Origin of the sequence: Nocardia sp. NPDC051832, assembly GCF_040681285.1 — a bacterium.
Taxonomy (GTDB): Bacteria; Actinomycetota; Actinomycetes; order Mycobacteriales; family Mycobacteriaceae; genus Nocardia.
This window is the reverse complement of record NZ_JBFAYL010000001.1, coordinates 873,919-892,051: the sequence shown is the minus strand read 5'-3', so window position 1 is coordinate 892,051 and position 18,133 is coordinate 873,919. Positions and strand designations below refer to the sequence as shown.

General features: G+C 68.6%; 25 protein-coding genes and 1 riboswitch. Of the genes, 14 read left to right on the top strand and 11 right to left on the bottom strand.

Features of this window, described 5'->3' with window-relative positions; translation table 11 throughout:
* Positions 1 to 58: 58 nt before the first annotated feature.
* Genes AB0M14_RS03825 through AB0M14_RS03810 form a run of 4 tightly spaced genes read left to right on the top strand, consistent with a single transcriptional unit; the run spans position 59 to position 1,990 of the window.
* Positions 59 to 706 (top strand): NAD(P)H-dependent oxidoreductase, encoded by a 648-nt coding sequence (locus AB0M14_RS03825; RefSeq protein ID WP_364988449.1) that lies wholly within the window; start codon positions 59 to 61, stop codon positions 704 to 706.
* A 1-nt stretch (position 707) separates the two neighbouring features.
* Complete coding sequence (locus tag AB0M14_RS03820; RefSeq protein ID WP_364988447.1) at positions 708 to 1,028, top strand: multidrug efflux SMR transporter; 321 nt, start codon at positions 708 to 710, stop codon at positions 1,026 to 1,028.
* A 17-nt stretch (positions 1,029 to 1,045) separates the two neighbouring features.
* Positions 1,046 to 1,492 carry an SRPBCC domain-containing protein gene (locus tag AB0M14_RS03815; protein WP_364988445.1) on the top strand — a complete coding sequence of 149 codons (447 nt, stop codon included), beginning with the start codon at positions 1,046 to 1,048 and terminating at the stop codon, positions 1,490 to 1,492.
* A gap of 57 nt (positions 1,493 to 1,549) precedes the next feature.
* Positions 1,550 to 1,990 carry an OsmC family peroxiredoxin gene (locus AB0M14_RS03810; protein ID WP_364988443.1) on the top strand — a complete coding sequence of 147 codons (441 nt, stop codon included), beginning with the start codon at positions 1,550 to 1,552 and terminating at the stop codon, positions 1,988 to 1,990.
* A 66-nt stretch (positions 1,991 to 2,056) separates the two neighbouring features.
* Here the strand turns inward: AB0M14_RS03810 and AB0M14_RS03805 are convergent, their stop codons facing one another.
* The 4 genes from AB0M14_RS03805 to AB0M14_RS03790 all read right to left on the bottom strand — a co-directional run bounded on the left by AB0M14_RS03805 (position 2,057) and on the right by AB0M14_RS03790 (position 4,085).
* Positions 2,057 to 2,554 (bottom strand): hypothetical protein, encoded by a 498-nt coding sequence (locus tag AB0M14_RS03805; RefSeq protein ID WP_364988441.1) that lies wholly within the window; start codon positions 2,552 to 2,554, stop codon positions 2,057 to 2,059.
* 35 nt (positions 2,555 to 2,589) lie between these two features.
* Positions 2,590 to 3,366, bottom strand: coding sequence for a CbtA family protein (locus AB0M14_RS03800; RefSeq protein ID WP_364988439.1), 777 nt, complete (start codon positions 3,364 to 3,366; stop codon positions 2,590 to 2,592).
* Positions 3,357 to 3,551 carry a CbtB-domain containing protein gene (locus AB0M14_RS03795; RefSeq protein WP_364988437.1) on the bottom strand — a complete coding sequence of 65 codons (195 nt, stop codon included), beginning with the start codon at positions 3,549 to 3,551 and terminating at the stop codon, positions 3,357 to 3,359. Before AB0M14_RS03795 ends, AB0M14_RS03800 begins: the two co-directional genes overlap by 10 nt.
* Positions 3,552 to 3,584: 33 nt before the next feature.
* A riboswitch (cobalamin riboswitch) is annotated at positions 3,585 to 3,742 on the bottom strand.
* Between the two features lie 31 nt (positions 3,743 to 3,773).
* The gene (locus AB0M14_RS03790) at positions 3,774 to 4,085 is read right to left on the bottom strand and encodes an antibiotic biosynthesis monooxygenase (protein WP_364988435.1); all 312 of its coding nucleotides are present in this window, start codon (positions 4,083 to 4,085) and stop codon (positions 3,774 to 3,776) included.
* 110 nt (positions 4,086 to 4,195) lie between these two features.
* On the opposite strand from AB0M14_RS03790, the gene AB0M14_RS03785 reads away from it, so the two are divergent.
* Positions 4,196 to 4,936 (top strand): alpha/beta hydrolase, encoded by a 741-nt coding sequence (locus tag AB0M14_RS03785; RefSeq protein WP_364988433.1) that lies wholly within the window; start codon positions 4,196 to 4,198, stop codon positions 4,934 to 4,936.
* A gap of 28 nt (positions 4,937 to 4,964) precedes the next feature.
* On the opposite strand, the gene AB0M14_RS03780 is transcribed toward AB0M14_RS03785, so the two are convergent.
* Complete coding sequence (locus AB0M14_RS03780) at positions 4,965 to 5,843, bottom strand: A/G-specific adenine glycosylase (protein ID WP_364988431.1); 879 nt, start codon at positions 5,841 to 5,843, stop codon at positions 4,965 to 4,967.
* 96 nt (positions 5,844 to 5,939) lie between these two features.
* On the opposite strand from AB0M14_RS03780, the gene AB0M14_RS03775 reads away from it, so the two are divergent.
* Both AB0M14_RS03775 and AB0M14_RS03770 read left to right on the top strand, forming a co-directional pair.
* Complete coding sequence (locus AB0M14_RS03775) at positions 5,940 to 6,563, top strand: carbonic anhydrase (protein ID WP_364988429.1); 624 nt, start codon at positions 5,940 to 5,942, stop codon at positions 6,561 to 6,563.
* Positions 6,564 to 6,678: 115 nt separating this feature from the next.
* A complete protein-coding gene (locus AB0M14_RS03770; RefSeq protein WP_364988427.1) occupies positions 6,679 to 7,353 on the top strand; it encodes a hypothetical protein in 675 nt (224 codons plus the stop codon).
* A gap of 4 nt (positions 7,354 to 7,357) precedes the next feature.
* Here the strand turns inward: AB0M14_RS03770 and radA are convergent, their stop codons facing one another.
* Together radA and AB0M14_RS03760 are read right to left on the bottom strand one after the other, a co-directional pair.
* The gene (radA, locus tag AB0M14_RS03765; protein WP_364988424.1) at positions 7,358 to 8,845 is read right to left on the bottom strand and encodes a DNA repair protein RadA; all 1,488 of its coding nucleotides are present in this window, start codon (positions 8,843 to 8,845) and stop codon (positions 7,358 to 7,360) included.
* An 89-nt stretch (positions 8,846 to 8,934) separates the two neighbouring features.
* A complete protein-coding gene (locus AB0M14_RS03760; RefSeq protein ID WP_364988423.1) occupies positions 8,935 to 9,609 on the bottom strand; it encodes a hypothetical protein in 675 nt (224 codons plus the stop codon).
* Between the two features lie 388 nt (positions 9,610 to 9,997).
* Here AB0M14_RS03760 and carD point away from each other — a divergent pair, with 388 nt between their 5' ends.
* From carD to AB0M14_RS03730, 6 genes are all read left to right on the top strand, one after another.
* Complete coding sequence (gene carD, locus AB0M14_RS03755; RefSeq protein WP_040686206.1) at positions 9,998 to 10,486, top strand: RNA polymerase-binding transcription factor CarD; 489 nt, start codon at positions 9,998 to 10,000, stop codon at positions 10,484 to 10,486.
* A 5-nt stretch (positions 10,487 to 10,491) separates the two neighbouring features.
* The gene (gene ispD / locus AB0M14_RS03750) at positions 10,492 to 11,256 is read left to right on the top strand and encodes a 2-C-methyl-D-erythritol 4-phosphate cytidylyltransferase (RefSeq protein WP_364988422.1); all 765 of its coding nucleotides are present in this window, start codon (positions 10,492 to 10,494) and stop codon (positions 11,254 to 11,256) included.
* Between the two features lie 2 nt (positions 11,257 to 11,258).
* Positions 11,259 to 11,723: a 2-C-methyl-D-erythritol 2,4-cyclodiphosphate synthase gene (ispF, locus tag AB0M14_RS03745; RefSeq protein ID WP_364988420.1), complete on the top strand. Its 465-nt coding sequence runs from the start codon at positions 11,259 to 11,261 to the stop codon at positions 11,721 to 11,723.
* Between the two features lie 66 nt (positions 11,724 to 11,789).
* A complete protein-coding gene (gene cysS, locus AB0M14_RS03740) occupies positions 11,790 to 13,190 on the top strand; it encodes a cysteine--tRNA ligase (protein ID WP_364988418.1) in 1,401 nt (466 codons plus the stop codon).
* A complete protein-coding gene (rlmB, locus tag AB0M14_RS03735) occupies positions 13,191 to 14,171 on the top strand; it encodes a 23S rRNA (guanosine(2251)-2'-O)-methyltransferase RlmB (protein WP_364988415.1) in 981 nt (326 codons plus the stop codon).
* A gap of 59 nt (positions 14,172 to 14,230) precedes the next feature.
* Positions 14,231 to 14,509 (top strand): DUF4190 domain-containing protein, encoded by a 279-nt coding sequence (locus AB0M14_RS03730; RefSeq protein ID WP_364988413.1) that lies wholly within the window; start codon positions 14,231 to 14,233, stop codon positions 14,507 to 14,509.
* A 3-nt stretch (positions 14,510 to 14,512) separates the two neighbouring features.
* Here the strand turns inward: AB0M14_RS03730 and AB0M14_RS03725 are convergent, their stop codons facing one another.
* Both AB0M14_RS03725 and AB0M14_RS03720 read right to left on the bottom strand, forming a co-directional pair.
* Complete coding sequence (locus tag AB0M14_RS03725; protein WP_364988411.1) at positions 14,513 to 15,322, bottom strand: enoyl-CoA hydratase-related protein; 810 nt, start codon at positions 15,320 to 15,322, stop codon at positions 14,513 to 14,515.
* 56 nt (positions 15,323 to 15,378) lie between these two features.
* Positions 15,379 to 16,548 (bottom strand): acyl-CoA dehydrogenase family protein, encoded by a 1,170-nt coding sequence (locus AB0M14_RS03720; protein WP_364988408.1) that lies wholly within the window; start codon positions 16,546 to 16,548, stop codon positions 15,379 to 15,381.
* Positions 16,549 to 16,783: 235 nt separating this feature from the next.
* Between AB0M14_RS03720 and AB0M14_RS03715 the strand changes: the two genes are divergently transcribed.
* Positions 16,784 to 17,305: a hypothetical protein gene (locus tag AB0M14_RS03715; protein WP_364988406.1), complete on the top strand. Its 522-nt coding sequence runs from the start codon at positions 16,784 to 16,786 to the stop codon at positions 17,303 to 17,305.
* A 54-nt stretch (positions 17,306 to 17,359) separates the two neighbouring features.
* On the opposite strand, the gene AB0M14_RS03710 is transcribed toward AB0M14_RS03715, so the two are convergent.
* On the bottom strand, positions 17,360 to 17,767 hold the full coding sequence (locus tag AB0M14_RS03710; RefSeq protein WP_364988404.1) for a hypothetical protein: 408 nt from the start codon (positions 17,765 to 17,767) through the stop codon (positions 17,360 to 17,362).
* Positions 17,768 to 17,812: 45 nt separating this feature from the next.
* Positions 17,813 to 18,121 carry a hypothetical protein gene (locus AB0M14_RS03705; RefSeq protein ID WP_364988402.1) on the bottom strand — a complete coding sequence of 103 codons (309 nt, stop codon included), beginning with the start codon at positions 18,119 to 18,121 and terminating at the stop codon, positions 17,813 to 17,815.
* Between the last annotated feature and the right edge of the window lie 12 nt (positions 18,122 to 18,133).

Sequence of the window (18,133 nt, the reverse complement as noted above, 5' to 3'; positions counted from 1 at the left end):
CCGGTTCTGCTCTAGCGTAAGCATCAAACGGACACAGTGTCCACTTATGGAGGATCTTATGACCGCCCTGTTGCACCTCGACGCCAGCGCCCGCCGCAACTCCCTCAGCCGCGAACTCGGTGCCGCCTTCGTCGCGGCCTGGCGGGCCGAGCACCCGGACGGCCAGTACCGTTACCGCGACCTCGCGGCCGATCCGGTTCCGTTCATCGACGAGGCCTGGACCGAACTCTGCGATCGCGTATTGGCCAACGGCGCAACAGATCTGGATCGGCTGGCGGAGCTGGCCGAGACCCCGGCCCAGCGCGCCGCCTGGGCGATCGTCGAGCCGCTGCTCGCCGAGGTACGCGCCGCCGATGTCGTTCTCATCGGAACCCCGATGTACAACTACTCGATCCCCGCGAGCCTCAAAGCTTGGCTGGACCAGATCACGTTCCCGCGAATGTCGTTGGCCCCCACTCGTTTCGTGGTCGCCGGCGCCCGCGGCGGCGCCTACGCGCCGGGCGCTCCGAAGGAACGCTTCGACTATCAAGAGCGCTACCTGCGCGACTTCTTCGCGGGGCACTTCGCCGTCGAGGACGCCGTTTTCCTCAACGCCGAACTGGCCAACTCGCGCCAGGATCCGCTGCTCGCGCACCTGCGCGTGCAGCACGACGATTCCTACCGGACCGCGCTGGCGACGGCCCAGCGGCTGGGCAAGGAGTATTGAGATGAGCTGGATCGTCCTCGGTCTCGCCGGACTGGTGGAGATCATCTGGTCGCAGAGCATCAAACCGACCGAGAACTTCACCCGGCCGCTGCCCACGCTGGTCTGCTTCGTGCTCGGCGCGTTCGCGGTGTACCTGCTCTCGCGAGCCATGCAGACCCTGCCCGTCGGCACCGCCTACGCGGTCTTCACCGGCATCGGCGCGCTCGGCGCGATCGGGCTCGGCGTGCTGGTGCACCGGGATCCGCTCAGTGCGGGCCGAATGCTTTCCCTGGCACTGATTCTCGGCGGCATCGTGCTGGCCCGGGTCACCAATCCCGAGTGATGAGTAGGGTCGGTCGAATGGATCAGCCAGTTCGGATACCGGATCTGTCCGACCGACCGCACCAGCTCACCGTCGAACGGGTGATGGCGGCGTCCCCGGGCCTGCTCTACGCGGCCCTGACGCAAGGCTTCGACATCTGGTTCGCCGCGCCCGGCTCGGTGCTGATGAAGCCCGAGGTGAACGTGCCGTTCTTCTTCGAAACCGAGGTCGAGGGTAAACGCAGCCCGCATTACGGCCGCTTCCTACGGTTACAACCGGAACGCCTCGTCGAATTGACCTGGGTCACCGGGGCGGGCGGTACCGAGGGCGCCGAAACCGTGGTCAGCATCGAGTTCGTGCACCAGCCGCGCGGTATCCGGCTTCGCTTGCGGCACTCCGGATTTCCGAACGAGGCGGCGCGCGATCGGCACCTGACGGCGTGGCCGCTGGTGCTGGAACAGCTCGACCGCCGTACCGCTCCGTGAGCTCAGCGCCCGGAGTAGGTTCGTTGCCGACAGATCGAATCATCTGAAAGGACCGTGATGCCAACACGTACCGCGCGCACCGCTTGGACCGGCGGACTGCAGGACGGCTCGGGGCAGGTCGACCTGGCCAGCTCCGGCGTCGGCAAGTTCGACGTGTCGTTCCCGAAGCGTTCGGCGGACAACGCCGACGGCACGACCAGCCCGGAAGAGCTCATCGCCGCCGCGCACTCGTCGTGCTTCGCGATGGCGCTCTCGGCGCAGATCGCCAACGCGGGCGGGACGCCGGAGAGCCTGGACGTGACCGCCGATGTCACCCTGGGCCCGGACCCGGCCGGCGGCTTCCGGATCACCGCCATCAAGCTGACGGTGCGCGGCCGGGTGTCGGGTCTGGACGCCGACGGGTTCGCCGCCGCCGCTGCCGCCGCCAAGGCCGGCTGCCCGGTGAGCAAGGCCCTGGCGGGCGTGGACACCATCTCGCTCGACGCGGCCCTCGCGTAAACCACACCGCCGCTTGGTTCTTCGCGTCCCGGCCCGATCCGGTACGCGAGGAGCCATGCGGCCGGTTCAGGCGCGGAAGTAGGGGCGGGCGGTGCGGTGGTACATCGCGGGGATCGCGATGAGGACCGCCGCCACGTGGATGGCGCGGAGGATCGCGATACCGACGCCGCTGGCGGTGATCCCGTCGAACAGGTCGGCGAAGTCGTCGGCGGACAGCACGGCGCGAATCGGCTCGATCAGCAGCGAGGCGAGGCCGAGGACGCCGATGCCGAAGGTCAGCGCGATACGGGCCCAGCGGTCGCCGTGCGTCATCCGGATGGCCACGGCCAGCACCACCAGGTAGATCGTGGCGCGCAGGGCGAGGCCGGTCGCGAGCCCGCCCAGATCGGTGTCCGAGCGCTCCAGCAGCAGCGCGGCTTGTGCGAGCGCTTCGGCGACGCCGGCGAGCAGCGCGGCGACGAGCGCCCCGAACGCCAGCGAGACCGCGCGGGGCGCCCGCGCGGGTTCCCGGATCGGTGCGAGCGAAAGGTTTTCGGGCCAAACGGAAAAGGCAGTGCCGGTCATGAGACCGACACTGCCCGTGGTGTTCTGGTTCCGGATCAGCCTGCGGTAGCGGCCGGTTCCCGTACCTGGGTATTACCGCGCGCCGCGAATTCGGTCAGTGCGGCGAAGCCGAGGCCGAGCGCTGCCCACAGGGTCGCGGTCTGGGTCAGCGAAGCCACCCGGAATTGCCACAGCAGACTCGGCGGGAAGTCCGCTTTCACCTCGTCCACACCGGGCAGCAGCACGTAGCCGAGCGTGGTGAGCAGCACGAACGCCGCGACACCGGCGATCAGGCGCAGGGTGTCGGGCTGGGCCGAAAGGAGCTTGTACACATAGGTACCGGCCCCGACCGCCGCCAATCCGAGCAGCACCGCGGCCACCCAGAGCAGGGTGCGGTTGTTGATCGTGTCCGGGTCACCCACCGCCGGCGGGTTCGCGGGGTACTTGAAGAACGGCACCGCGACGATGGCCAGCCAACCGCCGACCGCCAGCGCGAGCGCCAGCCGGGGACCGGTCGTCGAGCTGTAGCGCCGTGCGACATTCGCGACACTCGCGAAAATGGCGCCGAGCGCGAGCCCGGCGAGGCCGAGCGCCAGGAACTGGCCGCCCTTCTGACCATCGCGGCTGACCAGGGGTTCTTCCTCGTCACCGTGTGAATGGCCACCGGCCTCGCCCGGCGCCTCGGCGGCAGCGGCGGCTTCCTCGATAGCGATCGCGGCGTCGATCTTGGGTTCGCCGACGAAGTAGCCCACCGTGGCGGCCAGCAGACCGGCGATCAAACCGGCCAGCAGGCCACGAAGCAGCAGGGTTTTGAAGTTCTCGCTCAGTGGCACGGAAGCCCCAGCAGATGACGTCCGTCGTGCATCAGCTCATGCATGAACATCCCGCTGCGCGAGATGGCTCCCTGATCGAAACCGACCAGGTAGAGCGTGAGCAGTGCGAGCAGGACGACACCCACCGTGACGAGCACGGTTGCCAGCGAATCGGTTGCCCGGCTGGGGGTATGCGCGATAGCCATACGAGTTCCTCCTAGGGATACGCGTCCCCATCGAGTGTTCCGTGCGATGGGTGCCGGCGTCTGGCTTTCCGGCACCTCGGAGAACTCGGTGCGTGGATCACAGTGGCGCGACCGCTCCGGTTTCACACCGGAATTACCGCATCACCCTCGCGTCTGTCCCTCGAACTGTGACAGCCCGAGGCAGGTGCCGTCAACCGGCGTATCCGACATCTGGGAACGCGCTCAGGATTTGGGGGAAACGTCCATGACCACCTCGAACTCCAGCAGCGCGGCGCCGGTCGACACCGGCTTCTTGTCGCCGCTGCCCGCATGCGCGGCGCGCGCCGGGCCGTCCCGCCAGGCCGCGAAGGACTCCTCGGAATCCCACTGGGTGACAACGAAATACCGGTTGTCCCCGGAGACGGGACGCAGCAGCTGGAAGCCGAGGAACCCGGGCGACCCCTCCACCGCGTGCGCGCGATGGGCGAACCGCTTCTCCAATTCGGGGCCCGCGCCCTCCGGAACCTCGATCGCGTTGATCTTCACGACAGCCATGGCCCGAGTCTAAGCCCGGTCGGCGTCAGGACGCCGCCACGCGCAAATGCGGCAGAATGCGGGGTCGGCGTCAGGACGCCTCCAAGGGTTTATGCGGCAGAATGCGGCTGGTGTTGTATGACGAGGGCGGGGCCGGGGTGCCGATTCTGCTGCTGCATGGGTTGATGGGTAGTGCGCGGACGTGGGGGGACCATCTGGATTGGTTGCGCGGGTATGGGCACGTTTACACCTTCGACGCGGCTGGGCACGGTCGGCCGACGCCGGCGGAGCTGACTACCGAAGCTTTCGTAACCGATCTGACGGCGGCGACGGCGAGCATTGCCGAGCCGATGGTGGTAGTCGGGCATTCGATGGGCGGGCTGCACGGGTGGGTGTTCGCCGCGCAACATCCCGAGCGGGTGCGCGCGCTGGTGGTCGAGGACATCGCTCCCGATTTCCAGGGCCGTACCGCGGCGGATTGGGCCGCCATGATCGAGGCTTGGCCGCAGCCGTTCCCGGATGCCGACGCCATGCTCGACTTCTTCGGGCCGGTCGCGGGCCGGTATTTCTTGAACTCCTTCGAGCACGGGCCCGACGGCTACCGATTACACGGCTCGGTCAGCACTTTCCGCGATATCTCCGAAGAGTGGGGCACTCGGGACTTCTGGACCGAATGGCGCTCGGTACGGGCTCCGGTGCTGCTGCTGGAAGGTGAATTCACCATCACTCCGCCAGGACAGATGCGCGAAATGGCGGACACCAATCCGAACGCCAGCTACACCTTGGTCCCGGACGCCGGGCACCTGGTCCACGACGACCAGCCCGAGGTCTACCGCGCCGAAGTCGAGGCATTCCTCAACCGCGTCCTCTGACCTCGGCGTTCGGCCGGGACCAGGCGGATCAGGAAACCGGGCCGCCTTCCCCGGCCAGCGCGAACAACCCATCCTCGGTCTGCTCGATCAGACCATCGACCAGCAGCGAATCCAGCGCCCGATCGCGCTGGCCCGGGTCCCGCGTCCACGCCAGATCCAGCCGCACCCGCTCCACCGGCCCGCTGGAATCCCGCAGCACATCCAGCAGCCGCCCACGGGCCTGCCGGTCGGTGCCCTCGTACTTCTGCACCCGGCGCACCACCTGCGACGCGGGCCGCCCGGCCTCGACCCAGGCGCAGCGCGGCAGCGGGCACCCTGAGCATTCCGGGCTGCGCGCTGTGCACACCGTCGCCCCGAGCTCCATCAGCGCGGCGGAGAACTTCGCGGCCCGGTCGATCTCGATCGGCAGCAGCGCCTCGGTCTCGGGCAGATCGCGGGACGCGGGATTCCCGGCCTCGGCGCGCCCGTGTACCGCCCGCGCCACCACGCGACGAACGTTGGTGTCCACCACCGGCACTCGCTGTCCGTAGGCGAAGCAGGCCACCGCGCGGGCGGTGTAAGCCCCGATGCCCGGCAGTCCGAGCAGCACGTCCACCTCGGCGGGCACCTCGTCGCCGTGCTCGGCGGCGAGCACGCGCGCGCACTCGTGCAGTCGCAGGGCCCGGCGCGGATAGCCCAGCTTGCCCCAGGCGCGCAGCACTTCGGCCTGTGAGGAGGCCGCCATCGCCGACGGCACCGGCCATCGGGCGACCCACTCCAGCCAGATCGGCTGCACGCGTACCACCGGCGTCTGCTGCAGCATGATCTCGCTCATCAAGATCTGCCAGGCGGTGACGCCGGGGCGGCGCCACGGCAGGTCGCGGGCGGTCTCGGCGTACCAGTCCAGCAACACCTCGGCGTCGATCACTTCACCATCCCTGCCGCACCGCGGCGAGTCGATATTTGCCGTGCCGTAACGCAGCGGACTGGTTGGTAATCCATTGCCTTGTGCACAATGGACGCTATGCCTGATTCCAATCCGATCAGCGCCTGGAAGTCTCTGCGCGAAGGCAACGAGCGTTTCGTAGGCGGAACGCTGTTGCATCCTAGCCAAGGGGCTGCCGACCGGGCCAAGCTCGTCGAAGGACAACATCCCTCCGCCATTCTGTTCGGCTGCGGCGATTCCCGCGTGGCCGCCGAGCTGATCTTCGACCAGGGCCTCGGCGACATGTTCGTCGTGCGCACCGCGGGTCATGTGGTGGACAGCTCGGTGCTCGGCTCGATCGAATACGGCGTCGCGGTGCTGAACGTGCCGCTGATCGTGGTGCTCGGCCACGACAGCTGCGGCGCGGTGAAGGCGACCATCGACGCGCTCGACGGCGGCGCGGTGCCCGGCGGCTTCATCCGCAGCATCGTCGAGAAGGTCTCGCCGTCCATCCTGCTCGGCCGCCGGGAAGGGCTCAGCACGGTCGACGAGCTGGAGGCCCGGCACGTGGTCGAGACCAGCCGGCTGCTGGCCGAGCGCTCGGCGATCATCGCCGACCGGGTCGAGAAGGGCGAACTCGCCATCGCCTGCGTCACCTACAAGCTGGCCGAGGGCAAGGCCAAGCTGCACCAGGTGGTCGGCAATATCGGCGAATCGGCCTGACGCTCCCGGTTTCCGGAGGTAGTCGCCGGATCTTCGCTGACGCGGCAACCGTTCTCGACTCGACACGCCGAGGTCGGAGAGACCGGTTGCCCAGCGCTGCCCTTACCTTTGAGTAGTGCTGGAACCGACTGGACCGCTGCCTCCGGAGATCTACTGGCGTCGTCGCGTTTTCGCTATCGGGATACTGGTCGTCGCGATCGCGGTGGTGATCTGGCTCGCGGTGATGATCGCGCGTGGTGGCGGCGGCGCCGGCGATCCGAAAGCCGCCGCGGCCAGTGCCACCACGTCGGCGAAGCAGGCGGGCGAGAACAAGCCGTCCTACACCACCGACGCCGGCGCCGCCAGCGCCGCCCCGACCTCGTCGGCGCCGGCCAGCGGGTCGCCGGTGGCCGCTCAGGGGCAGTGCTCGGATCAGTCGCTTGCGGTCAAGGTGACGGTGGAGCAGCCCACCTACAAGTCCGGCGAGCAGCCGGTCTTCGGCATCGTGATCACCAATATCTCCGCGACCGCGTGCTCGCGGGATGTGGGTTCGGGCTTGCAGCAGATCTCGGTCTACTCCCTGGACGGCCAGAAACGGCTGTGGTCGAGCACCGACTGCTATCCGGACGGGCAGCCGGACGTGCGCACCCTGAACCGGGGCGAGCAAGCCGCGTTCCAGGTGACCTGGTCCGGATCCACCTCCCAGCCCAGTTGCGCGGGCGCCCGGGTCCCGGTGCAGTCGGGCGCGTATTCGGTTGTGGCGCAGCTCGGTTCGGTGCGCAGCGCGGCCGAGCCGTTCAATATCGCGTGAGGCGCTAGAACGGCGGCTGCTCGTCGAAGGCGTCGTCCGGCACGGCGGCGAGCCGCGGGCGTTCCTCCACCTTCGGCGCCGCCTGCTGCTTCGGGCGCTCGTCCTTTTTCGCCGCCTTGCGCTTGCCTCGCGGGAGGCCGGTGACCCGGATGGCCGCGCTGAGGTCGGCCACCTCGTGGATCTTGATCTTGGAACCCTTCATCCGCTCGGTGCCCGGCGGCACCACCGCGTCGGTGAACCCGAGCCGCTCGGCCTCGGCCAGGCGGCGGCCGATGCCCGTCACCTTGCGCACCTCACCCGCCAGGCCGACCTCCCCGAGGATCACCCAGCCGGCCGGCAGCGCCTCCTCCGACACCGCGCTCGCCAAGGCCAGCGCGATGGCCAGATCGGCGGTGGGCTCCACCAGCCGCATGCCGCCGACGGTGGCCGCGTACACGTCGTGCTTGCCGACGAAAACCTTGGCGCGGCTCTGCAATACGGCCAGCACCATCGCGACCCGGTTGTAGTCGAGCCCGCTGACCGCACGGCGGGGCTGCGGCTGCTCGGTTTCCACGGTCAGGCCCTGCACCTCGGCCACCAGCGGGCGCTTGCCGTCCATCGCCACCGTGACCGCGGTGCCGGACACCGAGTCGGTCTTGTGGTGCAGGAACAACCCGGACGGGTCGTCGACGCAGGAGATGCCGTCCTCGTGCAGCTCGAAGCAGCCCACCTCGTCGGCGCTGCCGAAACGGTTCTTGATGCCGCGCAGCATGCGCAGCGTCGAATTCCGGTCGCCCTCGAATTGCAGCACCACGTCGACGAGGTGCTCCAGCGTGCGCGGGCCCGCCACATTGCCGTCCTTGGTGACGTGCCCGACCAGCAGCACCGCGATACCGCTCGCCTTGGCCAGCGAGGTGAGCGCGGAGGTCACCGCGCGCACCTGGGTGACGCCGCCGATCACGCCGTCCACCTCCGGCGCGAGCATGGTCTGCACCGAGTCGACGACGAGCAGCGTGGGCCGCACCTGCTCGACATGCCCGAGCAGGATCGACAGATCGGATTCCGCGGCCAGGTACACCCGCTCGTGCACCGCGTTGGTCCGGTCCGCGCGCAGGCGCACCTGGCCCGCCGATTCCTCCGCGGTGACGTACAAGGCCGTCTCGTCGCGCTGACTGGCCCAGCGATAGGCCACCTCGAGCAGCAGGGTGGACTTGCCGACGCCCGGCTCGCCGGACAGCAGCACCACCGAGCCGGCGACGACGCCGCCGCCGAGCACCCGGTCCAGTTCGCTGACTCCGCTCGAACGCGCCTGGGTGACTTTGGAATTGATCTGTGAGATCGGCGCGGCCGCGGTGCTGGGCAGCATGGCGCGCCGCGCGGGACTCGCCGCGGCGGCGGAGACCACCACTTCGTCGACGCTGCCCCAGGCGCCGCAGTCCGGGCATTTGCCCACCCACTTGGCTACCTCGTGGGAACACGCGGAACACCGGAAGATCGGCTTGGTCTTGGCCACAAGCGCACCTTACGGAGGCCTACCGACAAAGCGAAGGCTGCCGCACCCGGTGGGGTGCGGCAGCCTTCGCGCGTTCGGTGCGGGGGAGCTCAGTGCCCGCCGCCGCCGTGGCCTTCTTCGGCCGGGCCGGACTTGTCGGTCACCTTGCGCTCGGTGTCGGCCGCGTCGACCGGCACGTCGACGACCACGGTGCCGTTGTTCTTGAAGTTGAACCGGACCTTGTAGGTCAGGCCCGGGGTGATGTCCTTGGTCAGGCCGGTGATCTCGATCAGCGCCGGGTTGGCGGCGGGATCGTCGGTCGCGGGCTTGGCCGTGGTGGTCGGGGCGCCGTGCGAGTCGCCGTGCGAATCCGCGCCGTGCGAGTCGGCCGCGGCCGCGCCCGCCGGGGCGGTGGCCGTGACGACGTTTTGCTGCGGCTTCAGGGCGAAGGCGGACTGGCCGGCGGGCGGGGTGATCTTCACCGGGCCCAGGTCGGTGTCGACGCTGGTCAGCTCGTCGGCGACGGTCTCGCTGAGGTTGACGATGGACAGCGCGATCAGCGCCTTCTCGCCCTTGACGTTGGTGTAGCCGTTGCCGGGGAAGACGATGTGCACATTGCGCAGCGCGATCTTCTCGACGTCGGCGCTGTTGCCGTTGACCGCGGCGACCTGATCGGCGGTCTGCGAGATCTGCCCCGCACTACAGCCGGTCAGCGTCAGCGCCGCGCTCGCGGCGAGTGCGGCAACCGCGACCATGCGACGGTTCACAGCATTCAGGGCAGTCACGGTTGTGTCCTCCATGTCCGAGCTCGGCTCACTCCGCTACAGAGAGTAGTAGGCCCGAAGCGTAATAGCCGTCTCCGAGTCCCTGAATGTCGGGTTGCATTGCCGCCGATGGCGTCCGTCACCATCCGTTTGCCGCGCCCGGCTGCGGGCATCCTTTGGATAACGGTTCGCCACCGTCTGTTCCGGTTGCCGAGAGGCTGCCAGAAGGGTTCAGGGGGCTGGGCGGGGAATGTGCGCGCGGATATCTTGTTGTGGCACAACGTAATGCACACCATGCCCGTTCTGTCAACCCCCGCGATATGCTCGTTGTGGCCCTGACCTGCACAGTTGATCGCGCCGTTACCGAGTCGCATGTTAAACTGTGAACATCGAAAGGGGCACGGGACACATGATTTTTAAGGTCGGAGACACCGTCGTTTACCCCCACCACGGAGCGGCGCTGATCGAAGCAATCGAGACTCGCACCATCAAGGGTGTGCAGAAAGAGTATCTGGTCCTAAAGGTCGCACAAGGCGATCTGACTGTTCGGGTTCCTGCGGAGAACGCCGAATACGTCGGTGTGCGCGATGTCGTCGGCCAGGAGGGTCTCGATCGAGTCTTCCAGGTGCTGCGGGCGCCGCACACCGAAGAGCCGACCAACTGGTCGCGGCGCTACAAGGCCAACCTGGAGAAGCTGGCCTCCGGCGATGTGAACAAGGTGGCCGAGGTCGTTCGCGATCTATGGCGTCGTGAGCAGGATCGCGGCCTGTCGGCCGGCGAGAAGCGCATGCTGGCCAAGGCGCGTCAGATCCTGGTCGGTGAGCTCGCGCTCGCCGAAGGCACCGACGACGGCAAGGCCGAGACGCTGCTCGATGAGGTTCTCGCAGCGGCTTCCTAATTGGAATGAGCAATAACTCTGACAACGGCGATGCCGTCGTTGCCTTGGTTCCTGCCGCCGGTCGCGGCGTGCGTCTGGGTGAAGCGACACCCAAGGCGTTCGTCGCGGTCGGCGGCACACCTATGGTCCGGCTCGCTGTCGACGGTCTGATCGCCTCCGGGACGGTCGACCGGATCATCGTCATGGTCCCCGCCGAGCTGGTCGAGGCCGCAGTCGCCCTGCTGCCGGCCTTCGATCCCGCCGGGGGTGCCAGAGGCGCGTCCGGATCGGGCGCCGGTTGCGGGGGATTTCTCCCGCGCAGCCGAGTGCAGGTCGTCGTGGGCGGCGCCGAACGCACCGATTCGGTGCGCGCCGGTATCGCCGCCGCACCCGATGCCGCCTATTTCCTGGTGCACGATGCCGCCCGCGCGCTCACCCCGCCCGAGCTGATCGCCCGGGTCACCGCCGAGCTGCGCGCCGGGCACCCCGCCGTCGTGCCCGCGCTGCCCGTGGTCGACACCATCAAGTCCGTCGACGCGACCGGCATCGTGACCGGTACCCCCGATCGCTCCGAGCTGCGCGCCATCCAGACGCCACAGGGCTTCTCCGCCGAACTGCTGCGCGCGGCCTACGCGCTGGACGTGCACACCACCGACGACGCGGGCCTGGTCGAAATGCTGGGCGCCAAAGTGCGCACCATTCCCGGTGACCCGATGGCCTTCAAGATCACCACTCCGCTGGATCTGCTGCTGGCCGAGCAGCTGCGGTCGAGAGGTGTGCGATCGTCGTGAACATGCGAGTGGGTATCGGCAGCGACGTACATCCGATCGAACCGGGCCGTCCGTGCTGGATGGCCGGGTTGTTGTTCGACGGTGACGACGGCTGCGCCGGGCACTCCGACGGCGATGTCGCGGCGCACGCGCTGTGCGACGCGCTGCTGTCGGCCGCCGGGCTCGGCGATGTCGGGGCGGTATTCGGCACCGGCCGCCCGGAATGGGCGAATGTCTCCGGGGCTGCCATGCTGAAGGAAGTCCGCCGAATTCTGGACGAAGCCGGATTCGATGTTGTCAATGCGGCTGTACAGATAATCGGCAACCGGCCCAAGATCGGTCCGCGCCGCGCCGAGGCGCAAGAAGTGCTCGGCGAGCTGCTCGGTGCGCCGATTTCGGTGTCCGGCACCACCACCGACGGGCTCGGGTTGACCGGCCGCGGCGAGGGCGTCGCGGCAATTGCCACGGCGTTGCTCTGTAGCCGCTGACGCCCACCGCCCGCTCATCCGAGCCGGGCCACGAACGCCCTGTTCCACCGACTAGGATCGAATGCCGTGACTCTGCGCCTTTTTGACACCGCCACGAGGACCAAGCGCGACTTCGCGCCCCTGGTCCCTGGACGCGCGTCGGTGTACCTGTGTGGCGCCACCGTGCAGGGTGAGCCGCACATCGGACATGTGCGCAGCGGAGTCGCCTTCGACGTGCTGCGGCGCTGGCTGCAAGCGCACGACTTCGACGTGCTGTTCGTCCGCAATGTCACCGATATCGAAGACAAGATCCTGCACAAGGCCGCCGAGGCGGGCCGACCCTGGTGGGAGTGGGCCGCCACCTATGAGCGCGCGTTCCAGGAGGCCTACCGGCTGCTCGGCGTGCAGGCGCCGTCCATCGAGCCCAGAGCCACCGGGCACATCACCCAGATGGTCGAGCTGATGCAGCGCCTGATCGACCGCGGGCACGCGTACGCCTCGGAAGGCAACGTCTACTTCGACGTGGTCAGCTACCCGGCCTACGGCGAGTTGTCCGGCCACAAGCTGGAGGACGTGCACCAGGGCGAGAGCGCCGGGATGGGCAAGCGCGATCCGCGCGACTTCACGCTGTGGAAGGCCGCCAAGCCCGGCGAGCCGCATTGGCCCTCGCCGTGGGGGCCCGGCCGCCCCGGCTGGCACCTGGAGTGCTCCGCCATGGCCGGGGCCTATCTCGGTCCGGAGTTCGATATCCATTGCGGCGGAATGGATCTGGTCTTCCCGCACCACGAGAACGAGATCGCCCAGTCCAAGGCGGCCGGGGACGGGTTCGCCCAGTACTGGCTGCACAACGGCTGGGTGACCATGGGCGGGGAGAAGATGTCCAAGTCGCTGGGCAACGTGCTCTCCGTGCCCAACGTGCTCAAACGTGTTCGCGCCGTTGAACTTCGGTACTACCTGGGCGGGGTCTACTACGGCTCCATGCTGGAGTACTCGGACAAGGCGCTCAACGACGCCGCGCTGGAGTACCAGCGCATCGAAGCTTTCGTGCACCGGGTGATCGAGCGCGCCGGCGCGGTTCCGGTCGGCAAGTGGACCCCGGAGTTCGCCGAGGCCATGGACGACGACCTCGCCGTGCCGCGCGCCCGCGCCGAAATGCACCGCGTGATGACCGAGGGCAACAAGGCGCTGGACACGGGCGATCTGGACGGCGCCCGTGAGCTGTGCGGCCAGGTGCGGGCCATGCTGAACATTCTCGGCGTGTGCCCGCTCGACCCGCACTGGCACACCGAAGCGGATTCCTCCGCGGCCTTGGACGCCCTCGACGTGCTGGTGCGCGCCGAATTGGAGCGCCGGCAGCAGGCCCGCGCGAGCAAGGATTGGCCGAGCGCGGACGCGGCCCGGGACCGGTTGATCTCCGCCGGTATCGAAGTGACCGATACACCCAACGGTCCGGAATGGTCTCTGGGCATACCTGGAAAGGCCGATTAAATGGCAGGCAATTCGCAGCGCAAGGGGGCAGTTCGCAAGGACGGCACCAAAAAGGGGCAGGTAGCGGGTTCGGGCGGCAAGCACCGTCGTGGGCTGGCCGGCCGTGGCGCGACCCCGCCCGCGGAGGCACGCACCAAGCACCCCGCGGCGAAACGCGCTGCCCTCCAGGCGAAGGCCGCGGCCAAGGCCAAGGCCGCGACTCGCACCGGGGCCGGCCGCCCGAGCACCCGCAAGGGCGATGACGGTCCCGAGTTGGTGCTCGGCCGCAACCCGGTCGTCGAGTGCCTGCGCGCGGGCGTGCCCGCGACCGCGCTGTACGTGGCGGTCGGCACCGAGAACGACGACCGGCTCACCGAGAGCGTGAAAATGGCCGCCGACGCCGGGATTTCGATCCTGGAGGTGCCGCGCACCGACCTGGACCGGCTCAGCGCGAACGGCATGCACCAGGGCGTCGCCTTGCAGGTCCCGCCCTACCGCTACGCCCACCCGGACGACCTGGTGGAGCGGGTGCGCGCGGCCGGCGAACCGGCCCTGCTGGTAGCGCTGGACAACATCTCCGACCCGCGCAACCTCGGCGCCGTCGTCCGCTCGGTGGCGGCCTTCGGCGGCCAGGGCGTGCTGATCCCGTCCCGCCGCAGCGCGAGCATCACCGCCGTCGCCTGGCGTACCAGCGCCGGCGCCGCGGCTCGCCTGCCGGTCGCGCGCGCCACCAATCTGACTCGCACACTGAAGGATTGGGCCTCGAAGGGCTATCAGATCATCGGTCTCGACGCGGGCGGCGACACCACCCTGGACACCTTCGACGGCAGCATGGACACCGTCATCGTGGTCGGCTCCGAGGGCAAGGGCCTCTCGCGTCTGGTCCGCGAAACCTGCGACTCCATCCTGAGCATTCCGATGGCCGGACCGGTGGAATCGCTGAACGCGTCGGTGGCCGCGGGCGTGGTGCTCTCGGAGGTCGCGCGCCAGCGCCGCAGCTGATCGCGAATCGGGTTACGGCGTTAGGCAGCAAATCGGCGGCGCCACCGTAGAATTCGAGTGTGGTCATACCCGAGGTGCCTATTGGTCAGCCGATTGAGCATCCCCATGCCAACACGGTGCTGTTTCTCGGCGCGGCAAGCATCTTCTGCTGCGGCGCGCTCGGGCCGGTGGCGTGGGCGCTGGGTAAACGCGCGCTCGATCAGATCGAGGCGTCCGGTGGCGCCTACGGTGGCCGCGCGCAGGCGATGATCGGGTACATGCTCGGCATCGTCGGCACCATTCTCATGGTGATCATGGCGATCCTGTTCATCATGATCGCCCTGAGCGGCAACGCCTGACGGCTAGTCCAGGACGGGACGTTCGGTTCCGGACTTGGTGTCCCAGGCCGGCCATTCCGCGCTGACGCTGCCGGTCCAGTTGGGCTGGCGGCGATCGCGGAAGGCCGCCATCGCCTCGCCGCCGTCGATGCTCTTGCCGACGTGCTGGTTCAGGTCGGTCTCCAGCTGACCCACCATGGTCGGGCTCATGCCGAGCCCCTCCCACATCAGCCGCTTGGTCAGCGCCACCGGCAGCGGCGCGGACCCGCTGACCAGGTCGTGCGCCACCGCGAGCGCGGTGGGCAGCACCTCGCCCGCGTCCAGGCAGCTGTTGGCCAGGCCCATCGCCTTGGCTTCCTCGCCGTCGAAGGTGCGCCCGGTGAGCATGATGTCGGCGGCGTTGGCCATGCCGACCAGCCGGGGCAGCGTCCAGTGCGCGTAGCCGTCGGCGAGCACGCCGCGTCGCACCTGGTTCAGGCCGTAGACCGCGTCGCGGGCCATGTACCGCAGGTCGCACTGCAACGCCAGCGCCAGCCCGATGCCGACCGCGTGCCCGTTCACCGCCGCGATGACGGGTTTACGGACCTGCCACGGCGGCGGATCGATGGTGGCGCTGACCTCGCCGGTCCGGTTGGACAGGTCCGCGCCCGCGCAGAACGCGGGCGGGGTCCCGGTGATGACCACCGCGCGGATCGCGTCCTCCGCGTCGCAGCGATGTAGCGCGGCGCTCAGTTCGGCGGCCATCGCCGGGGTGACGGCGTTCTGCTGGGCGGGCCGGTTGAGCGTGAGCACGGCGATGCCCGCGGAGACATCGACGAGCAGTTCCGAACTCATGACACAGCATGGTAGCCGGGCCGGACCGGGCGCGACTATCCCTCAGCTGGATCTTCTCAGCGCAAGACCTGGCGGCCGATAGCGTACTTGTGCACTTCGGTGGGGCCGTCGTACAGGCGGAAGGCGCGCATATCGCGGAAGATCATCTCGACGACGGTCTCGTCGCTGATGCCGATGCCGCCGAGGACCTGCACGCAGCGGTCGGTCACCTTGAACAGCTCCTCGGAGACAAAGGCTTTCGCGATCGAGCTCTCGTGCCGGGCCTTCTCCCCCTGGTCCATCAGCCAGCAGGCGTGCCAGATGGTCAGGCGGCACTGGTGCAGCGCGATCTCGTTGTCCGCCAGCATGAACGACACGCCCTCGTGCTCGCCGATCGGCTTGCCGAAGGCGGTGCGGGTCTTGGCGTAGTCCACGGCGATGCTCTGCGCGCGTTCGGCCGCGCCCAGCCAGCGCATGCAGTGCGTGAGCCGGGCCGGGGCCAGCCGCAGCTGGGCGTAGCGCAGGGCCTGGCCGGTCTCGCCGAGCAGCGCTTCCTTGGGCAGGGTCAGGTTCTCGAACCGGACCACGCCGTGGCCGCCGACGTAGTTGCGGTCCATGGTGTTCATGGTGCGCTCGATGATGATGCCGGGCTGGTCGCCGTCGGTGAGGAACAGCGTGGGGCCCTCGGGCACATGCGGATTCGGGGCGACGCGGGCCATGATGATCCAGCTCTTCGCGCCGTTCGCGCCGGTGATCAGCCACTTGCGGCCGTTGATGACGAAGTTCTCGCCGTCGAAGACGGCCGTGGTGGCCAGCTGGTTCGGGTCCGAGCCCGCGCCGTCGGGTTCGGTCATCGCGAATACCGTGCGCTGTAGACCGTTGATGGCCGGCATCAGGTGCCGTTCGATCTGTTCCGGGTTGGCGATCTTGCCGAGCAGGTACATGTTGCCCTCGTCGGGGGCGGCGCAGTTCATCGCGACCGGGCCGAGGGTGGACCAGCCCGCTGCCTCGTAGATCACGGCCTGCTGCACGTGGGTGAGGCCGTGGCCGCCGAACTCGACCGGCGCCTGCACGGTCAGCAGCTTCTCCGCGCGCGCGAGTTCGACCAGCTCCTGGCGCAATTCATCGGTCGGGCCGTGCGAGGTCAGGCGCGGATCCTGCTCGAACGGGACGATCTTGTCGATGACGAACTGCCGCACGCGGTCGCGTTCGGCGGCGAGGTCGGCGGGGAGCGTGAAGTCGATCATCGGTGGTCACCATTCGTTAGGCGGCGTTTGAGGTCGAGCATACGAAACCCGGCATGCCTGACTGAAGGCGGCTGCCATCACTGAGGGTGCAACCAGCCTGAACTGCGCAAACAGGAGCTGTCAGCAGTTGTCAGCGAACTGTCGGCGCGCTGTCGGCGGGCCTCGGCATCGTTGGGTTCAGCAAGAGCGAGGGTCCCAGCGGCCCTGCCGAGAACCACCCGATGAGGAGACCGAAATGTTCACCGCCGCCGCAATCGCCCAGATCCTGATCGCCCTCGCGTTCGTCAGCATCCCCCTGGTGCGCCACCGCTACGGCGCCGGCGCCCAGGTCGCCGCCGAGCGGGAACTCACCCGCCAAGGTGTTCGCCCGGAAGTGCTGCGGGAGAACGGTCTTCGCTTCGACGCCAGCGGCCACGAAACCTGGGCCCCGGTGAGCTTTGCCGCGCTGATGATCGTGGCGGCCGTCCTCAACCTGGCCGCGGCGAGCTGGGCCGAACCGATCTCCTGGGTCTTCCAGAGCGTGATCCTGCTGGCCAACATCCTGATCGTCTACAGCAACCTGACCGCCGTCTCCAGCGTCACCGCCGCCTTCGCCAAGAAGGGCGACCCCGAACTGGCCCGGGTCGACGTCAAGGCCTTCCTGGTGGCCGCCGACCACGGCTTCCCGCGCTGGGTGATGAAGCACCTCACCTACGCCCGCCACACCATCGTCTTCGGCGGCTCCCTGCTGGTCCTGCTCGCCCTGATCACCGCCTGACCCGAATCCGGAAGGCCCGGCACTCCACCCGAGTGCCGGGCCTTCCGCACGTCCTCAGTCGACGATCGCGATCACCCGCACCAGCCGCCCCTCGTTGAGCATCGGATTGACGACCGTGAACCCGAACATCCCCTCCGGCGTCGCGGCCGCCGCCCGCACCACCTCCGGCAGCGAATCCTCCGGCAGCCGCAGCGTGGGCTGCTGCTCGCCGTTCTCGTCCAGATCCGCGTCCAGCAGCGCGACCCGCGCCCCGGACATATACATCTCGTTCAGCTGCTTCGGCACCTGACTGTGACTCAGCGCGACGGTCTCGTCGTGATTGAGGATCAACCCGAAGAAGAGCCCGTACTTCGGATCAGCGAAGGGCACCGCCGCCCCGGCCGTTCCAGCTTGAACAGTGCCCGCGAGGGCGGTACCGAGCACAGCGAGCCCGACCAGGCCGAAAGCACGTCGCATACCCATGCCCAGATCCTGCCGGGTCGCGCTGATCCGCCCGGACAGCGACGATCACTCGCGTGTCGCGGCTACTTTGAGCGGCCGGCCCATGTTCTGAGCGGGATGGTCGAGCTGGGGCGACCCACCGCTCTCGGCAGCGGCAGCGCCGTGGAACACCTGGGGCAGGTTCACTCCCACGTCCGCCGGAAGGCCCGCGACCACCGGCCGGTCATTCCGGTATGGCGGCGCGATGTCGATCAGGACGACACTGGCGCTGGACATGAAGAGCCCGTTCAACATCGCGGGCAACGGACTGTTGCGCACGGCGACTGTTTCAGCGTGATCGAGCCCGACGAGGTAGAGCCCGGCCTCCGGGTCCAAGATCACCTCGGC

Coding starts and splice junctions, on each gene's coding strand:
- AB0M14_RS03805 (WP_364988441.1), bottom strand. CDS start 2,554: ATGACCGGCACTGCCTTTTCCGTTTGGCCCGAAAACCTTTCGCTCGCA.
- AB0M14_RS03715 (WP_364988406.1), top strand. CDS start 16,784: ATGTTCACCGCCGCCGCAATCGCCCAGATCCTGATCGCCCTCGCGTTC.
- AB0M14_RS03820 (WP_364988447.1), top strand. CDS start 708: ATGAGCTGGATCGTCCTCGGTCTCGCCGGACTGGTGGAGATCATCTGG.
- AB0M14_RS03725 (WP_364988411.1), bottom strand. CDS start 15,322: ATGAGTTCGGAACTGCTCGTCGATGTCTCCGCGGGCATCGCCGTGCTC.
- carD (WP_040686206.1), top strand. CDS start 9,998: ATGATTTTTAAGGTCGGAGACACCGTCGTTTACCCCCACCACGGAGCG.
- ispD (WP_364988422.1), top strand. CDS start 10,492: ATGAGCAATAACTCTGACAACGGCGATGCCGTCGTTGCCTTGGTTCCT.
- AB0M14_RS03825 (WP_364988449.1), top strand. CDS start 59: ATGACCGCCCTGTTGCACCTCGACGCCAGCGCCCGCCGCAACTCCCTC.
- AB0M14_RS03790 (WP_364988435.1), bottom strand. CDS start 4,085: ATGGCTGTCGTGAAGATCAACGCGATCGAGGTTCCGGAGGGCGCGGGC.
- AB0M14_RS03795 (WP_364988437.1), bottom strand. CDS start 3,551: ATGGCTATCGCGCATACCCCCAGCCGGGCAACCGATTCGCTGGCAACC.
- AB0M14_RS03710 (WP_364988404.1), bottom strand. CDS start 17,767: ATGGGTATGCGACGTGCTTTCGGCCTGGTCGGGCTCGCTGTGCTCGGT.
- AB0M14_RS03775 (WP_364988429.1), top strand. CDS start 5,940: ATGCCTGATTCCAATCCGATCAGCGCCTGGAAGTCTCTGCGCGAAGGC.
- rlmB (WP_364988415.1), top strand. CDS start 13,191: ATGGCAGGCAATTCGCAGCGCAAGGGGGCAGTTCGCAAGGACGGCACC.
- AB0M14_RS03720 (WP_364988408.1), bottom strand. CDS start 16,548: ATGATCGACTTCACGCTCCCCGCCGACCTCGCCGCCGAACGCGACCGC.
- AB0M14_RS03810 (WP_364988443.1), top strand. CDS start 1,550: ATGCCAACACGTACCGCGCGCACCGCTTGGACCGGCGGACTGCAGGAC.
- AB0M14_RS03815 (WP_364988445.1), top strand. CDS start 1,046: ATGGATCAGCCAGTTCGGATACCGGATCTGTCCGACCGACCGCACCAG.
- ispF (WP_364988420.1), top strand. CDS start 11,259: ATGCGAGTGGGTATCGGCAGCGACGTACATCCGATCGAACCGGGCCGT.